Raw genomic sequence first — 16,696 nt, 5'->3', positions numbered from 1 at the left:
CCTTTTTTTGTTGTTGCCGGGTGTTCTTTTTTGGAGTTAGCTGGCGTTTTTGGGTCAACCGTCTCGAGGCAGCTACCGTTGGTCTGCATTTCCCTTGCTAACGTCGAACGCCTCCCTGAGCCCATCGCCGAGAAGGGTAAAGGCGAGCACCATGAGCATAATAGCCGTACCTGGGATAAAGGCAAGGTACGATGCGTCGAGGATGATGTAGGCGTAGCTTTCCTTAAGCATAGCTCCCCACGATGGCATGGGCGGTTGAATGCCAACGCCCAGAAAGCTCAACCCCGATTCGATGAGGATGGCCGATGCAAAGTTGGCCGCCGAGATAACGATGATAGGCCCCATGACGTTGGGGAGTATGTGGCGAACGATAATCCTCCAGTTGCTGAATCCGAGCGCACGGGCGGCATCAACATACTCCTTCTCGCGGATGCTGAGCACCTGCCCACGGACAATACGGGCTACCTCTACCCACATGGTGAGGCCAACGGCAATGAAAATCTGCCAGAATCCTTTGCCTAAAACCAGCGTTACGGCAATTACCATTAGGAGGGTAGGTACGCTCCATATTACGTTGATAAACCACATGGTAACGTTGTCGACCCATCCCCTAAAGTAGCCCGCAACAGCGCCTAGGGTTATTCCGATGAGCAGCGATATGGCTACGGCGATGATGCCTACCGACAGGGATACCCTTGCGCCAATTAGCATCCGGCTTAGTAAATCGCGGCCGTAACGGTCGGTTCCGAAGATGAACGACCGCTTGACGATGTGCGCCTCCTCTACGATTTTGGCAAGCGAGGCGTTGTCGGCCGCCATGCGTTTGCCATAGATGGTGGTAAAGTAGGATTTGCCGTTTTGGATGACGATCTTTTGGGGATTCTCGATGGGGTAAACCACCTCTGCAAGGGTTAGACGGTGCTCTAGAGGCTGTTCGTTTTTGTACGCCGTGAACTCTTTAACGTTGATATACCCGCCGCTTATGGAGTAGCCGCAGATGGCTAATTCTTTGTGTGCGGACTCTTTTCCGTTGGTGAGCATGGAGATAAAGCCTGCATCGTTGGCGCTTGTTGGCTTTTGCTGCAAAAGGATCTGGGTGCTAAATCCGGGCTTCTGTACGGCAATTTCGAGATGCTGGCTGTTGGAGTTTGGCGTTGAATCTGGAGCAATAAGGTATCCTAAAAAGGCAATGGCGCTTACAAGGGCTATAAACCATAGGGAGATCATTGCCCATCGGTCGCGTTTTAGCTTTCTCCATGATTGTGCCCAGGGTGACTGGCTTTCGGATCGTTGTATCGCCTCTCTTTCCATGTAAATTTTGATGTCGTGCTGCCAATGGCCGTAAAGGTAATGTAGATTGGGTAAAGAGCCGCGCAAAGGAGGAAATATTTGGACCACTTTTTTATGCCATTGGCCCTGAAATGAACCGAAAGAAGGGCATAGTCGAGAATTACTTTTGATGAGAGCAGAGCTATTGCTAATCTCGAATAGGAGTGGTTGAGTATGGCAGCAATCGCACAGGCAAGAATGGCTAGGTTGGCTAAGAATACAATGATGGCTACTAAAATGGTGGCTGCATCCGTGTAGTGCTTGGCCTTAGATCCCCAGCGCTTGCGACGGTTAAGGAAGTCGATAAAGTTCTTGTCGGCATTGGTAGTTACAAGGCAATCTCTTCCTGTTATGAATTTGATGGTCTTGTGGCATTGCTTAGCGTAGTGGAGTAGAAAAACGTCGTCGCCCGATGGTGTTTGCTCCTGATTCAGGTTGGCATTGGTAAATATTTCTTTCCGAAAAGCCATATTTGCGGCATTGCAAAAAATGGGCTTGTTGATTCCTGCTGCTCCAATTCCTGCTGCAACCAAACTGCCAAATTCGACCGCAGCTAAACGTTCGAAAAAAGTTGTGGAACGATAGGCCACAGGGCCGCATACCATGTCGGCCTTAGAGCCAATCATGTTGTTGATGCTTGTTAACCAGCTTTGAGGTAGGCAGCAGTCGGCATCGGTAATGGCAATGATGTTCCCTTTTGCAGCAGCAACTCCTGCGGCTAGCGCCGCTTTTTTCCCTTCGAATCTCAGCGGGAGGTTTACTATGCGAAGGTTGCTGTGCTCCTGTTGGAGGGATAGCTCTAACGCTGTATTGTCGGTTGAGTGATCGTTGACGGCAACAATTTCGAAGAACTCTTTGGGGTAATCTAATGCTCTAATTGATTTGAATAAGTCGTCAATGTTTCGCTCTTCGTTGCGAAAGCATATTACTATTGATATGAAGCTGGATCGTTGGTTTGTTATTGGCTTACGTTCTAGAATGTGGTAGTACCCTACAATAAATGCGGCAACCAATGCTAAATAAAGAACTACTAAAGCTATAGGTAATACCATATTCCCAACCTTTTTCGAAAGTTAGCAATTAAAAAGGATTTGAGCCCTTGGGCTAGAATTCAAAGTCTGTTCTGAATTTATCTGTCCAACCCTCTTTCTTTAAATCGGAGATGTTGGCTTTTAGCTGTTCAATAAAGGCTGGGCGAGGTATCTCTTCTGCACCAAGCGAAAGAAGGTGATCTGAGTATATTTGGCAGTCTACTAGTTTAAACCCTTGTTCCTCTAAATTTTTAACAAGCATGATGAAGCCAAATTTGGAGGCGTTGCTTGCTTTCGCAAACATTGATTCTCCAAAGAAGCATCGGCCCAATACGCCTCCGTAGAGCCCTCCAACGAGGTTTCCTTCGTTGTTCCACACCTCTACCGAGTGCATAAAACCAATTTGGTGCAGCGTGTGGCAGGTGGCCATCATCTCGTCCGAAATCCAGGTGTTATAAGGATCTTCTTGGCCCTCGCGGGCTATAGATCCGCAACTCTTTACCACGTCGTCGAAACAGGTGTCAAATGTTACGGAATACTTTTTCGCCCTAAGAAGTTGTCGCATGCTCTTAGAAACCTTTAGCTTGTGGGGGTAGAGCACAAATCGGGGGTTGGGGCAATACCATACCGGAATATCGGTAGGGTCGTACCAAGGGAAAATACCCTCAGAATAGGCAACAAGCATTCTTTCCGGCGAAATATCTCCACCAACGGCTATCATTCCATCCTCTTCCGCATCCTCTACTGGAGGGAAGTTTAAGTATTCGGCATTAAGAATGTAAACTGGCATCTTATTGGAGTAGTCTTTTAAAATTGACCTACACGTAGGTCTAGCTGTTTACTTGTAAGGTTTTTTGCGCATTTAGGTTTACTTGGGAAACGTATAGTCCCGCTAAGGTAACTGCAATCCCAACTAGGTTAATAGTGCTGAATCTATCTCCCTGGAGAAAGTATGCTGCAATAGCCGTAAATACAGGAATGAGATTAAGAAACACGTTTATTTTGGCAATCGAAAAGTGCCTCAACGAGTAGGCGTATAGTAAAAACGCTATTATTGATGCAAAGATTGTCAGTTTGAGGATTGGGATGAGTGCCTCGCTCGTAAACATTGATGGTGTGAGCCTATCGGTTGCAAAAAAAACAGGGAGCATTAGAAGTGCAGCCAGAATGCTTTGATAGGTAACAATGCTGAACGAATTATACCGTTGGGTTAGCTTCTTTAGGCTGATAACGTAGCCAATAGCAGCAACTACCGCTCCAAACATTAGTAGGATTCCAAGAATAGAGCCCGTCGCTTGATTACCCGATTGGTAGGCTACAAGAACGACACCAACTACAGATAGTAAAATACCAATAGCATTTTGGATGCTGATTTTTTCTTTGAAAAACAGAAAAGCACCAAGTGGTGTGAATAAAGGTATTGTTGCTACTATAACTGCCGCTAGGGTTGATGATACCATTGTTAACCCATTTGCTTCGCATAGGCTATAAATGAATGGCTCAAAGAACGTCATTGTAAGGAAAAGCTTGAAATCTCTGATTTTAAGCTTCTGTATTTGACGTATGAGTAAGCCTATTGTCAATAGTATTATTGAAGATAGCGATAGGCGAAAGATGATTATTCCTGTGGGGCTAAAGTAAAGTAGTGCCGTTTTGTACCATACAAAAGAAAGGCTCCAAAATATAATTGCACCTATGATTGACGTATAAACTAGAAGGTTGTTCCGCATAAACTCATTCCCTTTTTTTGATGCTAAAAAACTACTCTTAAGCTTGATGGCAGAATGGATAGTTTCAATTCTTTTCCCATTTTACCAGGTTCTCCGTCAAAGTGTACGTAGTCTTCTTCGTTGCGCTTAATTTTGATGCTCTTTCCCTTCAAAACTTCCACGTATTGACTTGTTTCTATTTTTTTTAGAAACATTCTGGCTGCGAACAGAGGTCCAAAAATAAGAGGTGGCTTGGCGACTATGACCACATCTAGAATACCATCTTGGAGATCGGCCTGTGGAGCAATATAGGCGTTGTTGCCATACTGCGATGCATTGGCTATTGTTATAAGAAAGGCGCTGCGGTTATACACTATGCCATCTATGGTTATGGAATATTCTTTAGACTTGTAGTTTAGAAATTCTTTTGTTGCAATGGTGGCATATGTGCTAAATCCACGCGATCCGGATTCGGCAAATCGATTACCAATAAGAGCATCAAAGCCAACTCCTGCCGTACAGAAAAAGGGCACATTGTTAATTGTTGCAGTGTCAATAAGCTCCGAAGAGTTGCAAAGGGCTACGTTAACAGCTTTTTGAACTGCTAAAGGAATGCCTAAGTGGCGAGCCAACCCATTTCCTGACCCTTGAGGTATAATTGCCAGCTCTACATCTTTCCCTACCAGTTCGCGAGCAATTTCGTTGATGGTTCCATCTCCTCCGACAGCAACTATTCGGCTGTAGCTATTTGCCACAAGTTCTCTTACGAGTTCTGATGCGTGATTGGGTCGGGCTGTGTGAAAAATATCAACCTGAACATTTTTTTCTATAGCAGTGCTGTTTATTATGTCAGGAAGTTTAGCCTTATCCTTAGCTCCGGATATTGGGTTTATGATGAATGCAACTTTTTTATTCACGCTTTGCTTATTAAAACGGTAGCAAATATAGTAGGTCTATTCGAGTTTCTTCGATTAGTGGTGCTTTGTGCTGTTAAAAAGATGGGGAAACTACCGATGAGTCTTGTTTGGAGAATAATGTTATCTGCGATTTTTTATATCTGTAATGTATAATAAAAGAGGGGAAGGCTAGAATAGGAAAGCCCCCTTGGCTCTTTTTCTCTATTGTGAAAAGTGCCAAGAGGGCTTTCCTATGTTTTTCCGTTCGCTTGTATTAGTCTATGGTTATCTTAAGAATCTGCCCGACCTTGAGATCTTTTGGAGAATGTAGCCTGTTTTCTTTCTGGATGTCTTTAGGCGTTACACCTTTATATTTTTGAGCTATAGTCCAAAGATTGTCGTTCTTCTTAACGGTATACTGTATTACAGTTCCTTTCTCGTGCTGTGCTGAGCCTAAGTAAGGTTTTGCAGGTTCATTCGGACTAATATTTAAATCTTTAACGGTTTCAATTTTTATCGAGTCCGATGGCGAACTGGTGCTTTTTTTTGATCCTAGGCTTTCGCCTGTTAAGGGCTTTTCATTCTTTTGTGCTAGAAGTGGAGATGCTTGGTATACGGTTAATCTCATCCCTTTTTGTAGCTTTTTTTTCTTTTTTGAAGAAAATCCGTTCCATTCTTTAAGGGCGGCTACTTCAATGCCATATTTTTTTGCAATAGAAGAAAAGGTTTCGTTCTTTCTTACTTTATGGAAAACTTTCTTTGTTCCTAGGTCGGATGTCTGAGATGTGCTGCTGTTTGCAGCCATTAGTTTTGGAAAGTTATTCTGTACAAAGTACAGGGAATCTTTGGCATAGATTTCTTCCTCTTTAGCAATGTAGTTTGGCGCAAAGCCCATAGGAAGGGTTAACGTGTATGGCCTCTCGATGCCCGGAATAATATCCTTTTTGTACTGTGGATTAAGTTCGCGAAGCTCATCGACTGAAATCCCAAGTACTTCCGATACTTGTTGGAAGTGGAGCATACGGTTAACGTGGATGGAGTCGGTGCTTTGGGGCAGTGGCATGCTTCGAGGTGTAAGCTTATGCTCCTTGTAGAATTTTACTAGATATGCTGCAGCAATAAAGTTAGGAACGTATCCTCGGGTTTCTTTGGGAAGGTAGTTGTATATCTCCCAGTAGTTTTTGCTTCCTCCTGCTCTGCGGATTGCTTTGTTTACGTTGCGGGGGCCACAGTTATACGCTGCAATTACAAGCGTCCAGTCGTTGTATATTTTATAGAGATCCTTCAGGAATTTTGCTGCTGCTTCGCTTGCTGCAAGAGGATCTCTTCTTTCATCAACAAAAGAGGTGATGTTGAGCTTGTATTGTTTTCCGGTTCCGTACATGAACTGCCAGAGCCCAGTCGCTCCTACTCTCGATACGGCAACTGGATTCAATGCCGATTCTATTATTGGCAAATATCTAAGTTCTAATGGGAGGTCGTGCTTGTCAAGTGTTTGTTCAATTATAGGGAAGTAGTATCCGGTAAGTCCAAGAATTTTTTCCGATATATTTTTTTTCCGAATGACATACCACAATATGGAGGCACGAACAACATTGTTGTATGGCAAGTCGATTAGTGACGGAATGCTTGACAATCGTTTGATAAATACAGAGTCAGGGATGTCTGATTTAACCATTTCTTCGTTGTCAAGGAGGTCTATGGCTAAATTAGTTGTATCTAGCGCTTGCGATTTTGCTCTTTCGAGCAGTAAACTATCAACCTTTTTTTCGTATAGTCTTAGTTTTCCTTCCTCGAGGGTAGCATGCTTATCGTCTTTGTCTTGAGTAGAGGCTGCAAACGTTGTTTTTGATGTCAAGCCTCCGAGTAGGATTGTTGTGGTGGCGATGAGTAGTGCTGCGCTCTTAATGCTTGGCATAGGAAAAGTTGTTTTGGGGTTAGATTAAAAATTCAGTGACATTGACAGTCCAGGAGCAAATGGGCTGCCTTTTTGAGCGAATAGGTAGTTGTCATTTATGATCGTAGGAACTACCCTTAGCGATAGGTTGTCGTCTATCTCATAGTCGTATAAGGTGGCATCTACGTGTGCATCAATAATGTTAAGAGCATAAAGAGCAACAGTTCCTAATATTGCATAATCACGATTTCTTCGGTAGTAATCGCGTGCGGACTTTAGTTCATCTGCCGATCGTTTACCCTCAAACTCATCTACAGTTTCTGGTTTTCTGTCTGTAAATTGGTTGTAGGCCAGTTTGTAGCGCTGGTATTCCTTGCTTTGAAAGGATATAGCATAGCCTAGGGCTGCAAATCCTCCGTAAAGAATTGGCACCTTCCAGTATTTTTTATTGTAAACTTGCCCCAGCCCTGGGAAAACAGCCGAAAGAATGGTTGCCTTTTGCGGAGAGTGTTCCTGATGATCATTATAGTTAACAACAGCATCAGCAATGCTTAGCAGGTATACGGCTGTCGCAGCCATGTAGCTAACATTCCGAAACTGCTTAAAACGAGAGTAGCTCTGCTCTATATCGGCAAGGTTATTCAGGTAAAGAGCCCTTTCTGGAATAGCATTTAAATTTCCATCAATCGAAAAATCTTTTGAAAGATCTACCCGCGCAATTCTATACCTATTGTAGGATTCGTGGTAAAGCAGGTTGCTTTTGTAGCCAATATACCCAAAGGCAGCAACACCCCCATAGAATACTGGTATTTTATAGTACTGCTTGTTGATTACTTGGCCAGAACCTGGCAAAAAGGTTGCAAGTCCCCATACTTTTACGAGGGATAGCGAATCTTTTTTCTGCCGTTGTTCTACTTTCACTTTTTTCTGCGAAACTCCTACGAGAGGAAGCAAAAAAGTAGCAAAGCCAACAAGTAGTAAAGCACTTTTTTTCAATGTACGTGTTTTAATCCTTAAAGCAAACCTTCGAGTTGTTCAAATTTGGAAAGGATTGAGTTTATTTCCTTGTCCGATTTGAAGCCAATTATAATTTTGCCGTTACCTTTAGCCGTTCTCTTAATATTGATATCCGAAGAGAACATTTTTTCGAGATGCTCTACAAGCTTAAAGTATGGCTCTGGCATATCTTCGTCCTGATCCTTTTTCTCTTCCTTTTCGTTGCCTTCTGCGAGCTTCTTAACCAGCTGTTCTACCTGACGAACCGATAGGTCTTCCTCAATTATTTTTCGAAGTATGTCAAGTTGTAACTCTTGATCTTCAATGTTTACAAGAGCTCGAGCATGCCCCATAGATAGTAATCGACGGCGAATGGCAAGCTGAAGTTCGGCTGGTAGCTTTAGTAGGCGTAAGTAGTTTGTTACAGTACTGCGTTTTTTTCCAACGCGCTCGCCAAGCATTTCTTGTGTAAGCGAGCACTCATCTACAAGTCGTTGGTAGCTTATGGCAACTTCAATAGCATCAAGATCTTCGCGCTGAATGTTTTCAACCAGTGCCATTTCGAGCATTCCTTGGTCGTCGGCAGTGCGAACGTATGCAGGAATGGTTTTTAAGCCAGCTAGTTTTGATGCTCTAAAACGGCGTTCTCCACTAATAATTTGATACTGGTCGTTTTCAACTTTACGAACGGTAATGGGTTGTATAATGCCAAGTTCTCTGATCGAAGCCGCTAACTCTGCAAGCGCTTCTTCATCGAAATGGGTACGTGGTTGCAGCGGATTGGGCACGATTTTTTCGATCTCAATCTCATTAATAAGTTCAGATTTTGGTAAAACGCTTTCAGCCGTTGGAGTTGGTGCACTGTTGGTGGTTGATGCCTCTTCGATAAGTGCTCCTAAACCTCGGCCTAATGCCATTTTCTTGCTCATGCTATTATCCCTGTAGATATTGTGTTTTTAAACTTTCTCTTTTTCGTGTGCCTCTGTTGCTACTTCGTTCTTCTGAAGAAGTTCCTTTGCAAGATTTAAGTAGTTGGTGGTTCCTGTAGAAGATGCATCGTATAACAGAACGGGTTTGCCGTAGCTTGGCGCCTCGCTTAGCTTAATGTTACGCTGAATGATGGTATCGAATACCATTTGTTGAAAGTGCTTCTTAACTTCATCAACAACTTGATTCGAAAGCCTTAGACGGGCATCGTACATGGTTAAAAGGAATCCTTCTATTGCTAGTTGAGGGTTTAGCCTGCTTTGGATTATTTTGATGGTATTAAGCAACTTTCCAAGACCTTCTAGCGCAAAGTATTCGCACTGAACGGGGATTATTACAGAATCAGCAGCTGTTAGTGCGTTAACGGTTATGAGGCCAAGTGATGGTGAGCAGTCAATAAGGATGTAGTCGTACTGATCTCGAATCTTTTCGATGACAGATTTTAGCATCTTTTCCCTATTAGGGAGGTTGAGCATTTCAATCTCAGCTCCAACTAAGTCGATGTGAGATGGAATAAGGTCCAACCCGTTGATCTCGCAGTGCAGAATGATGTCTTTTGCGTCCACTTCATCAACTAAGCACTCGTAAATGCTAGTCTTAATGGTACGTAGGTCAAAACCATTCCCCGAGGTGGCATTTGCCTGAGGATCTGCATCAATCAACAAGACCTTCTTCTCAAGTACAGCAAGGCTCGCGGCGAGGTTGATCGCAGAGGTTGTTTTACCAACCCCTCCTTTTTGATTTGCTAACGCAATAACTTTAGCCATTCCCTAATAATTTTATATTATTGACTGCAATTATAGCAATAAAACTCTAATATAGGTGTGATGCCATATCCGCATTGCTATTTTTCGATCAAGAATTCCGGTTGCAAAGGTATTACTTTTTTCGACCCTTTAATCGGGTGTTGATTTTGTGTTGATAACTCATCTTTTATTTTAACTTTGTTCGGTTCGTTTAAAGATAATTTGAGAATGGCGGATGGCAAATGGTTTGCAATCGTAAATCCCAAAGCAGGTAAAGGTCGTGCAGTAGTTGATTGGCCACGAATTTCGTGGATGTTAACAGATGCTGGTGTTGAGTTCGACCATGTGTTTACTCAAAAAAAGTATCATGCTGTAGAGCTCACGGTTAGGGCTATACGGAATGGTTATCGGAAGATTATTTCGGTGGGCGGCGATGGTACGCTTAACGAAATTGTTAATGGCATATTTATTCAGAAGGAGGTGGCAACTACGGATGTGCTGCTTGCTATGATGCCGCTTGGTATCGGGAATGACTGGATAAGAATGTACGGCATTCCTCGGACATATGCAGATGCCATTGATGCCATTAAGTACGGTCGTTCGTTTCTTCAGGATGTTGGTCTTGTGAAGTTTTATGAGTCAAAGGTGCATCACGAACGTTACTTTGCAAATGCTGTTGGTATAGGGTTTGACGGCTATGTCGCCATTGGCTTTAACCGATTAAAGGATGCTGGTAAAAAGAGTAAGTGGCTGTATGTCATAAGTATGATAAAGTCGGTGCTTGCCTATAAGGCTACAAAAGTTGCGATGCGTATCGACGACAACTCTATATCTGATGATATTTATAGTATAACGTTGGGAGTTGGTAAGTATAATGGGGGTGGAATGATACAGCTGCCTAATGCGATTGCTAACGACGGCTTGCTTGATATTACTGTTATTCGTAAAATTGGAGGGCTAAATGTTTTATGGAACATGCCCATACTTTACAATGGACATATTCATAAGCATTCGCGGATATCGGCACATAGGGGAAGCGATATATCAATTCACTCATTACCCCAAATTCCAATAGAGGTAGATGGCGAAAGCGTCGGGTATTCTCCTTTTGATATATCGGTTATTTCTAAAGGAATTAACGTTATTGTAGGTAAGGGCTTTAACGAAATGGAGTAGCTAAAAATTATCATCTTCGCCTTTGGGCATTACTTTCTCAACAGCTTCTTTTTTAAAAATTCGCAAATCGTTTAGCGATACCCCATGTGCAGAGAGCAACATTATGCCGGGTAAAGAAGGTATGGCTATGTTTACCACCCAAAGTAGAACTGTGGCCATTGCGGCAATGCTGGCATCAATACCAAACATGGGGAAAAAAACGGATGCACCTGCAGCTCTAACTCCTAATTCGGTGAATGAAAACGAAGGTATTATGGAGTTGGCAAGAAAGGTTAGGGCTATGGCAAAAAACATTGACTCAAATCTCACCTCTCGCGAGAAAACTAAAAATATCAACCACAGTTCCGTGCAGAATACGAAATAGCGCATCAGTGATATGATAACCGAAAGCAATGCTTTTGAAAATCGAATCTTCCCAATGCGATTTTCAAAAAAGCGCATGGCAATCCAAATCAGAACAACCACCAAGAAAACAAGGATTAGTTGGGTGATGACCAGTTTGGGAACCCCTGGAAGAGATTTCCAGCTCATATTAATAAGCGCAATAGAACCGAAGATTGCGGTGGCAAGAAGTTGAGAAAAGGTGCAGAATGTCGCTGGAAGTAAACCTCGTACGCGAAATTTTTTTGGGAGTAAAAAGCTTCTTATGATAGGGTCTCCAATTCGATTTGGGGAAACAATACCTCCTGCAATACCCCCAAGAACTTGCTTAAACGCACTAAAGTACGAAACTCCAAAAGGGGCAACAAACAAGTGCCATTTGTATGTTTCGAGCGAGAGGTTTACGCCTAAAAGTAAGATGATAGCTATAAATAAAAGGCTTAATGCAAGAGGGTTACTGTATTGTATTTGGATAAGGGCGTTTGCTACGTTTGCTGCGCTGATTTTTGTTACCAAAAGGTAGATGCACAACGCTGCAATGCCAATTTTAAGAATAGTCCCTATAAGCTGCTTTTTTTTTATAAATCTATCGAGCATGTGTGCTACTTGTTCTTTAATTGCCGTAATTTGTGCCTAAATTAAGTAAAAGAATTCAGATGAACTATGTGCGTCCAAAAAAGAACCTAGGTCAGCATTTTCTTACAGACTTGGGGATTGCACAAGCGATTGTTAATGGATTGAAGGTTGCATCGTATAGAAAGGTTCTAGAAATAGGGCCAGGAATGGGGGTGTTAACTGATATCCTTATTAAGCGGGATGATATAGAACTTTTTGCGGCAGAGGTTGATGGAGAATCGGTGGAGTATTTGACTGCAAAACATCCCGAGTTTGCGAAAGAGCATTTAATCTTTGGGGATTTCCTTAAGATGAAGATTGGGGAACTTTTTGCTGAAAAGTTTGGAGTTATAGGAAATTTCCCTTACAACATTTCTTCTCAGATCTTCTTTAAGATACTGGATCATAAAGATCAGGTTGATGAGGTGGTGTGCATGTTGCAAAAGGAAGTTGCTGAACGCTTGGCTGAACCTCCTGGTACAAAAACATATGGAATTCTCAGCGTTCTTCTTCAAGCATACTACGATATCGAGTATCTTTTTACGGTGCACGAACATGTGTTTAACCCTCCTCCCAAGGTTAAAAGCGCGGTAATACGCCTTACTCGAAATTCGGTGGTCAAGTTAGGCTGTGATGAGAAGTTGTTTAAACAGGTTGTTAAGGCAACCTTCAACCATCGCCGTAAAACAATTCGAAATACGGTAAAACCATTTGTGGCAAGTGGAAGCCCTGAACATCCATTGTACAGCGAGCGTCCCGAACAACTTTCGGTTGCTCAATTTGTCGAACTAACCAATCACGTTGGTAAATATTTGGCTCAAGGTTGATTGATGGTAAAAGAATAGACTAAGAACAAAGGCTCTAACGTTAGAGCCTTTGTTCTTATTTTGTATTGATTGCAACTACGGGGTCTAGATTTGCCGCTCTGATGGCAGGGAGTAGCCCAGAAAAGAATCCTATAACTCCAGAAATCAGCAGTCCTCTTATGATGTTGAATAAAGTGAGTTTTATCGGGAAATCGGGAAATGCATTGTTGAAGAAAAATGTGCCAGAGAACACAATTAGTAATCCAATGGCTCCTCCAATTACAGCAAGCAATACCGATTCATAAACAAACTGGAGGAGAATAAATGCTTTTTTCGCGCCTAGGGCTTTTTGTATACCTATAATGTTGGTGCGTTCGCGAACCGAAACAAACATGATATTGGCAATGCCAAATCCTCCTACAATTATAGAAAGTCCTCCAATAACCATCCCCGCAAGGTTTATAGTGGTGAATATTCCCTCCGTTGATTGAGTTATCGAAGCCATTTCGTTTATGGCAAAGTCATCTTTCTTGGACGGTGGGGTTTTGCGAATCTTCCGGAGCAGCATTCTAACTTCGTCTTTTAGTTCTGTAAGTTTAACGTCTGGTTTTCCCTTTATGATTATGTTGAGTCCGCCTTCGTAGGTTTTAAAGTTGACTAATTTTTGGGCAAACGATGCTGGTACGATGATCTCGTCATCAATCGAAGAGTCGTTCATTGGCATTTTGCCTTCTCGCTTAAAAAGCCCGACAACAGTGGCTTTTAACGAGCCTATCTTTATGGTTTCTCCAATCGGAGAACCGATGTCAAAGAGTTCTTTTGCTATGTTGGTTCCTATTATTGCTGAGCCATTCCCATTTCGGGTCTCTAGTTCGGTAAAATATCTACCCTCTTGGATGTCGAAGGCTCTAACTTTATTGTACGGGAATGTTACTCCAGTAATTCTAGCCTTATTCGTTGATTTTGATCCTCTTTTGACAGTGAATGTTAGGCTGGCCGAGTAGGCAACCGCCTCGGCAGTTTGAGACATTTCCTCGAGTTTTTTAGCCTCCTCTAGTTTAGGTAAAGGTCTTTTCATGTATTCCCACCAAGGGTAATCCATACCTCCAATCCATTCCCACTTATCTATGTAGAGCGTATTTTCGCCTAGAGATGCTATCGAATTTTTGACATTTGACTCCAAGGCATCTATAACGGTGTAAACTGAAATTATGGCAAAAATTCCAATAGTAATCCCGAAAAGAGATAGAAAAGTTCGTAACTTATTTACTGAAACGGACGAAAGCGCAAAAAGAAAGCTCTCTTTTATGAGGTTTAACTGCTTGTTTAGTATAGATTTGATCAGCATATAGAATGAGTTGTGAATTATTCCTCCAATTTAATGTAAAACTTTTAATAATTAACGATGTATGCTCCATAATTCTAGATAATTCGAATCGTTTTGTTTTCCTTATAAAAGTTTGAATTACATGGTAAAAATTATGAAAAAAGCTCGTCTGATTTCGTTTAGAATTGTTCAGAACATTATCTTTGCGAAAAAATAGCATAATCGTGGAACCTAAGAAAATCCGAAGCGCTCTCATTTCCGTTTACTATAAGGATAATCTTGACAAAGTTGTAACAGAGTTGTCGAAACTGGGGGTTAAGATCTATTCGACTGGAGGTACTCTCTCTTTTATTACAGAGTTGGGTGTTGAAGCACAATCTGTAGAATCTCTTACAACCTATCCTTCTATTTTAGGGGGACGGGTTAAAACCCTTCATCCTAAGGTTTTTGGCGGAATTTTAGCTCGTCGTGATAATCCAACCGATGTTGAACAATTAGCCGAGTATCAAATACCTGAAGTAGATCTTGTTATTGTAGATCTTTATCCCTTCGAGGAAACGGTTGCTTCTGGAGCTCCCGATCAGGATATTATTGAGAAAATAGACATAGGAGGTATTTCCCTTATTCGTGCTGCTGCTAAAAATCATAAGGATGTAGTTATAGTTGCATCTCGTAATCAATATGAGGAGTTGCATGAAATTCTGGTGAATGGAGGAGAAACCACCTACGAGCAGCGCCGTAAGTTTGCTGCTATGGCTTTTAATGTGTCTTCTCATTATGATACGGCTATTTTCTCTTATTTCAATGGTGAGTTTGGCTTACCTGTGTTTACGCAGACCCTAGAGCAGGGAAAACCACTTCGTTACGGAGAAAACCCACATCAAAAAGCAGCTTTCTTTGGTAGTTTTGCTGATATGTTCGAGCAGCTTAATGGCAAAGAGGTGTCGTATAATAATATGCTCGATATTGATGCTGCTATAGGTTTGATTAACGAGTTCTCTGAGCCAACTTTTGCTATTCTGAAGCACAATAATGCATGTGGATTGGCAACTCGTGATTCCGTTGAAAAGGCTTACGTGGATGCATTGGCATGCGATCCTGTTTCTGCATATGGAGGGGTGCTCATTGCAAATAGAGGTATTTCATTGGCATGTGCTGACGAAATAAACAAGCTCTTTTTTGAGGTTATAATTGCTCCAAGTTTTGATTCGGAGGCGATTAACCTTTTAAAATCGAAGAAAAATAGAATAATCCTTGTCGCCAAATCGTTTGATTTACCAAAACTTCAGTATCGTTCGTTGCTAAATGGGGCAGTCGCTCAGCAGCGCGATACCGCAATTGAAGAAAAGGAGGACCTAAAGGTTGTAACTCGTGTTGCGCCTTCGAATAAAGATATTGACGATTTAATCTTTGCAAATAAAATTGTTAAGCACTCTAAGTCGAATGCTATTGTGTTGGCTAAGGATGGGCAGCTGCTAGCATCTGGAGTTGGTCAAACTTCTCGTGTTGATGCTCTAAAACAAGCTGTAGAAAAAGCTAAAACATTTGGTTTTTCGTTAGAAGGAGCTGTACTTGCATCAGATGCATTCTTCCCGTTTGCGGATAGTGTTGAAATAGCACATAAGGAAGGAATTGTTTCGATTATTCAACCGGGTGGTTCAGTTCGCGATAGCGATTCTATAGAATACTGTGATGCTAACGGACTTGCTATGGTATTTACCGGAGTACGCCATTTCAAACATTAATTTGAACAATATAAAGAAAGTAAAATATGGGTTTGTTTTCATTTCTAACACCTGAAATCGCTATAGACCTAGGTACTGCTAATACCATTATCTACTATAACGATAAGATCGTGGTAGACGAGCCTTCGATTGTTGCCATTGATCAGAATACTGGTCGATTGGTGGGGATTGGGGAGTCTGCCCGACAAATGCATGGTAAAACCCACGAAAACATTAAGACAATCCGCCCTCTGCGCGATGGTGTGATCGCAGACTTTAAGGCTGCAGAAATGATGATTCGTGGGATGATCAAGATGATCAACCATCGTAGTAAGCTATTCCCCAACAATCTTCGTATTGTGGTTTGTATCCCTTCGGGATCAACCGAGGTGGAGGTTCGTGCTGTGCGCGACTCTGCTGAGCATGCTGGTGGTCGCGATGTGTACATGATCTATGAGCCAATGGCGGCCGCAATTGGTATTGGATTAGACGTCGAAGCACCAGAAGGATGTATGGTTGTAGATATCGGAGGCGGAACAACCGAGATAGCCGTTATTGCCCTTGGTGGTATTGTATGTAACAAGAGTATTCGTGTTGCTGGTGATGGATTTACTTCGGATATTCAGGCTTACATGCGCTATCAGCATAATATTAAGGTGGGAGAACGTACTGCAGAAGACATCAAGATTGCTGTTGGGTCGGCGCTGCCTGAACTCGAAAAGGCTCCCGAGGATTTTATCGTTCGTGGTCCAAATATTATGACTGCTCTTCCTATTGAAGTGCCAGTTTCATACCAAGAAATAGCACATTGTCTTGATAAGTCTATTATGAAGATTGAAACTGCAATTCTAGAAGTATTGGAGAAAACCCCACCTGAACTCTACGCAGACATTGTAAACCGTGGAATATACTTGGCGGGTGGAGGTGCACTACTTAAAGGCTTAGACAAGCGTCTTACCGATAAGATAAACATTCCATTCCATGTTGCAGATGATCCTCTTCATGCAGTAGCAAGAGGTACTAGCGTTGCACTAAAGAACGTTACAAGATTCTCATTCTTGATGAGATAGATCTTC

15 protein-coding genes are annotated in these 16,696 nt (G+C 42.3%); 4 read left to right on the top strand and 11 right to left on the bottom strand.

The window, feature by feature from the left end; genetic code table 11:
* Window positions 1-72: 72 nt before the first annotated feature.
* The 9 genes from CLV25_RS01925 to CLV25_RS01885 all read right to left on the bottom strand — a co-directional run bounded on the left by CLV25_RS01925 (window position 73) and on the right by CLV25_RS01885 (window position 9,612).
* On the bottom strand, window positions 73-1,227 hold the full coding sequence (locus CLV25_RS01925) for an ABC transporter permease (RefSeq protein WP_243649581.1): 1,155 nt from the start codon (window positions 1,225-1,227) through the stop codon (window positions 73-75).
* A 17-nt stretch (window positions 1,228-1,244) separates the two neighbouring features.
* The gene (locus tag CLV25_RS01920) at window positions 1,245-2,381 is read right to left on the bottom strand and encodes a glycosyltransferase (protein ID WP_131837945.1); all 1,137 of its coding nucleotides are present in this window, start codon (window positions 2,379-2,381) and stop codon (window positions 1,245-1,247) included.
* A 52-nt stretch (window positions 2,382-2,433) separates the two neighbouring features.
* Window positions 2,434-3,150 (bottom strand): leucyl/phenylalanyl-tRNA--protein transferase, encoded by a 717-nt coding sequence (aat, locus tag CLV25_RS01915; RefSeq protein WP_131837944.1) that lies wholly within the window; start codon window positions 3,148-3,150, stop codon window positions 2,434-2,436.
* Window positions 3,151-3,190: 40 nt separating this feature from the next.
* On the bottom strand, window positions 3,191-4,090 hold the full coding sequence (locus CLV25_RS01910; protein ID WP_131837943.1) for a DMT family transporter: 900 nt from the start codon (window positions 4,088-4,090) through the stop codon (window positions 3,191-3,193).
* Window positions 4,091-4,113: 23 nt separating this feature from the next.
* Entirely contained in the window at window positions 4,114-4,986 is an 873-nt protein-coding gene (locus CLV25_RS01905) for a diacylglycerol/lipid kinase family protein (RefSeq protein WP_165876961.1), read from the bottom strand.
* A 253-nt stretch (window positions 4,987-5,239) separates the two neighbouring features.
* Window positions 5,240-6,883, bottom strand: coding sequence for a lytic transglycosylase domain-containing protein (locus tag CLV25_RS01900; protein ID WP_131837941.1), 1,644 nt, complete (start codon window positions 6,881-6,883; stop codon window positions 5,240-5,242).
* A 24-nt stretch (window positions 6,884-6,907) separates the two neighbouring features.
* The gene (locus CLV25_RS01895; protein ID WP_131837940.1) at window positions 6,908-7,858 is read right to left on the bottom strand and encodes a DUF5683 domain-containing protein; all 951 of its coding nucleotides are present in this window, start codon (window positions 7,856-7,858) and stop codon (window positions 6,908-6,910) included.
* A 17-nt stretch (window positions 7,859-7,875) separates the two neighbouring features.
* Window positions 7,876-8,787, bottom strand: coding sequence for a ParB/RepB/Spo0J family partition protein (locus tag CLV25_RS01890; RefSeq protein WP_131837939.1), 912 nt, complete (start codon window positions 8,785-8,787; stop codon window positions 7,876-7,878).
* 27 nt (window positions 8,788-8,814) lie between these two features.
* Window positions 8,815-9,612, bottom strand: coding sequence for a ParA family protein (locus CLV25_RS01885; protein WP_131837938.1), 798 nt, complete (start codon window positions 9,610-9,612; stop codon window positions 8,815-8,817).
* Between the two features lie 207 nt (window positions 9,613-9,819).
* Between CLV25_RS01885 and CLV25_RS01880 the strand changes: the two genes are divergently transcribed.
* Window positions 9,820-10,767: a diacylglycerol/lipid kinase family protein gene (locus CLV25_RS01880; protein ID WP_131837937.1), complete on the top strand. Its 948-nt coding sequence runs from the start codon at window positions 9,820-9,822 to the stop codon at window positions 10,765-10,767.
* Here CLV25_RS01880 and CLV25_RS01875 read toward each other — a convergent pair whose 3' ends face one another.
* Window positions 10,768-11,745 carry a lysylphosphatidylglycerol synthase transmembrane domain-containing protein gene (locus CLV25_RS01875; protein WP_131837936.1) on the bottom strand — a complete coding sequence of 326 codons (978 nt, stop codon included), beginning with the start codon at window positions 11,743-11,745 and terminating at the stop codon, window positions 10,768-10,770.
* A 59-nt stretch (window positions 11,746-11,804) separates the two neighbouring features.
* Between CLV25_RS01875 and rsmA the strand changes: the two genes are divergently transcribed.
* Window positions 11,805-12,590 carry a 16S rRNA (adenine(1518)-N(6)/adenine(1519)-N(6))-dimethyltransferase RsmA gene (gene rsmA / locus CLV25_RS01870; RefSeq protein ID WP_131837935.1) on the top strand — a complete coding sequence of 262 codons (786 nt, stop codon included), beginning with the start codon at window positions 11,805-11,807 and terminating at the stop codon, window positions 12,588-12,590.
* A gap of 55 nt (window positions 12,591-12,645) precedes the next feature.
* Here the strand turns inward: rsmA and CLV25_RS01865 are convergent, their stop codons facing one another.
* Window positions 12,646-13,917, bottom strand: coding sequence for an ABC transporter permease (locus CLV25_RS01865; protein WP_131837934.1), 1,272 nt, complete (start codon window positions 13,915-13,917; stop codon window positions 12,646-12,648).
* Between the two features lie 200 nt (window positions 13,918-14,117).
* Here CLV25_RS01865 and purH point away from each other — a divergent pair, with 200 nt between their 5' ends.
* Window positions 14,118-15,641, top strand: coding sequence for a bifunctional phosphoribosylaminoimidazolecarboxamide formyltransferase/IMP cyclohydrolase (gene purH / locus CLV25_RS01860; RefSeq protein ID WP_131838110.1), 1,524 nt, complete (start codon window positions 14,118-14,120; stop codon window positions 15,639-15,641).
* A 26-nt stretch (window positions 15,642-15,667) separates the two neighbouring features.
* Complete coding sequence (locus CLV25_RS01855; RefSeq protein ID WP_131837933.1) at window positions 15,668-16,690, top strand: rod shape-determining protein; 1,023 nt, start codon at window positions 15,668-15,670, stop codon at window positions 16,688-16,690.
* Window positions 16,691-16,696: the final 6 nt, after the last annotated feature.

This window comes from Acetobacteroides hydrogenigenes (genome assembly GCF_004340205.1).
GTDB lineage: Bacteria > Bacteroidota > Bacteroidia > Bacteroidales > ZOR0009 > Acetobacteroides > Acetobacteroides hydrogenigenes.
This window is presented reverse-complemented; position numbering and strand designations above follow the sequence as displayed.

Excerpts from the sequence above, each read along its gene's own strand:
- CLV25_RS01910 (WP_131837943.1), bottom strand. The coding sequence starts at position 4,090 with ATGCGGAACAACCTTCTAGTTTATACGTCAATCATAGGTGCAATTATA.
- CLV25_RS01865 (WP_131837934.1), bottom strand. The coding sequence starts at position 13,917 with ATGCTGATCAAATCTATACTAAACAAGCAGTTAAACCTCATAAAAGAG.
- CLV25_RS01890 (WP_131837939.1), bottom strand. The coding sequence starts at position 8,787 with ATGAGCAAGAAAATGGCATTAGGCCGAGGTTTAGGAGCACTTATCGAA.
- CLV25_RS01885 (WP_131837938.1), bottom strand. The coding sequence starts at position 9,612 with ATGGCTAAAGTTATTGCGTTAGCAAATCAAAAAGGAGGGGTTGGTAAA.
- CLV25_RS01880 (WP_131837937.1), top strand. The coding sequence starts at position 9,820 with ATGGCGGATGGCAAATGGTTTGCAATCGTAAATCCCAAAGCAGGTAAA.
- aat (WP_131837944.1), bottom strand. The coding sequence starts at position 3,150 with ATGCCAGTTTACATTCTTAATGCCGAATACTTAAACTTCCCTCCAGTA.
- CLV25_RS01855 (WP_131837933.1), top strand. The coding sequence starts at position 15,668 with ATGGGTTTGTTTTCATTTCTAACACCTGAAATCGCTATAGACCTAGGT.
- CLV25_RS01875 (WP_131837936.1), bottom strand. The coding sequence starts at position 11,745 with ATGCTCGATAGATTTATAAAAAAAAAGCAGCTTATAGGGACTATTCTT.
- CLV25_RS01925 (WP_243649581.1), bottom strand. The coding sequence starts at position 1,227 with ATGATCTCCCTATGGTTTATAGCCCTTGTAAGCGCCATTGCCTTTTTA.
- CLV25_RS01920 (WP_131837945.1), bottom strand. The coding sequence starts at position 2,381 with ATGGTATTACCTATAGCTTTAGTAGTTCTTTATTTAGCATTGGTTGCC.
- rsmA (WP_131837935.1), top strand. The coding sequence starts at position 11,805 with ATGAACTATGTGCGTCCAAAAAAGAACCTAGGTCAGCATTTTCTTACA.
- CLV25_RS01900 (WP_131837941.1), bottom strand. The coding sequence starts at position 6,883 with ATGCCAAGCATTAAGAGCGCAGCACTACTCATCGCCACCACAACAATC.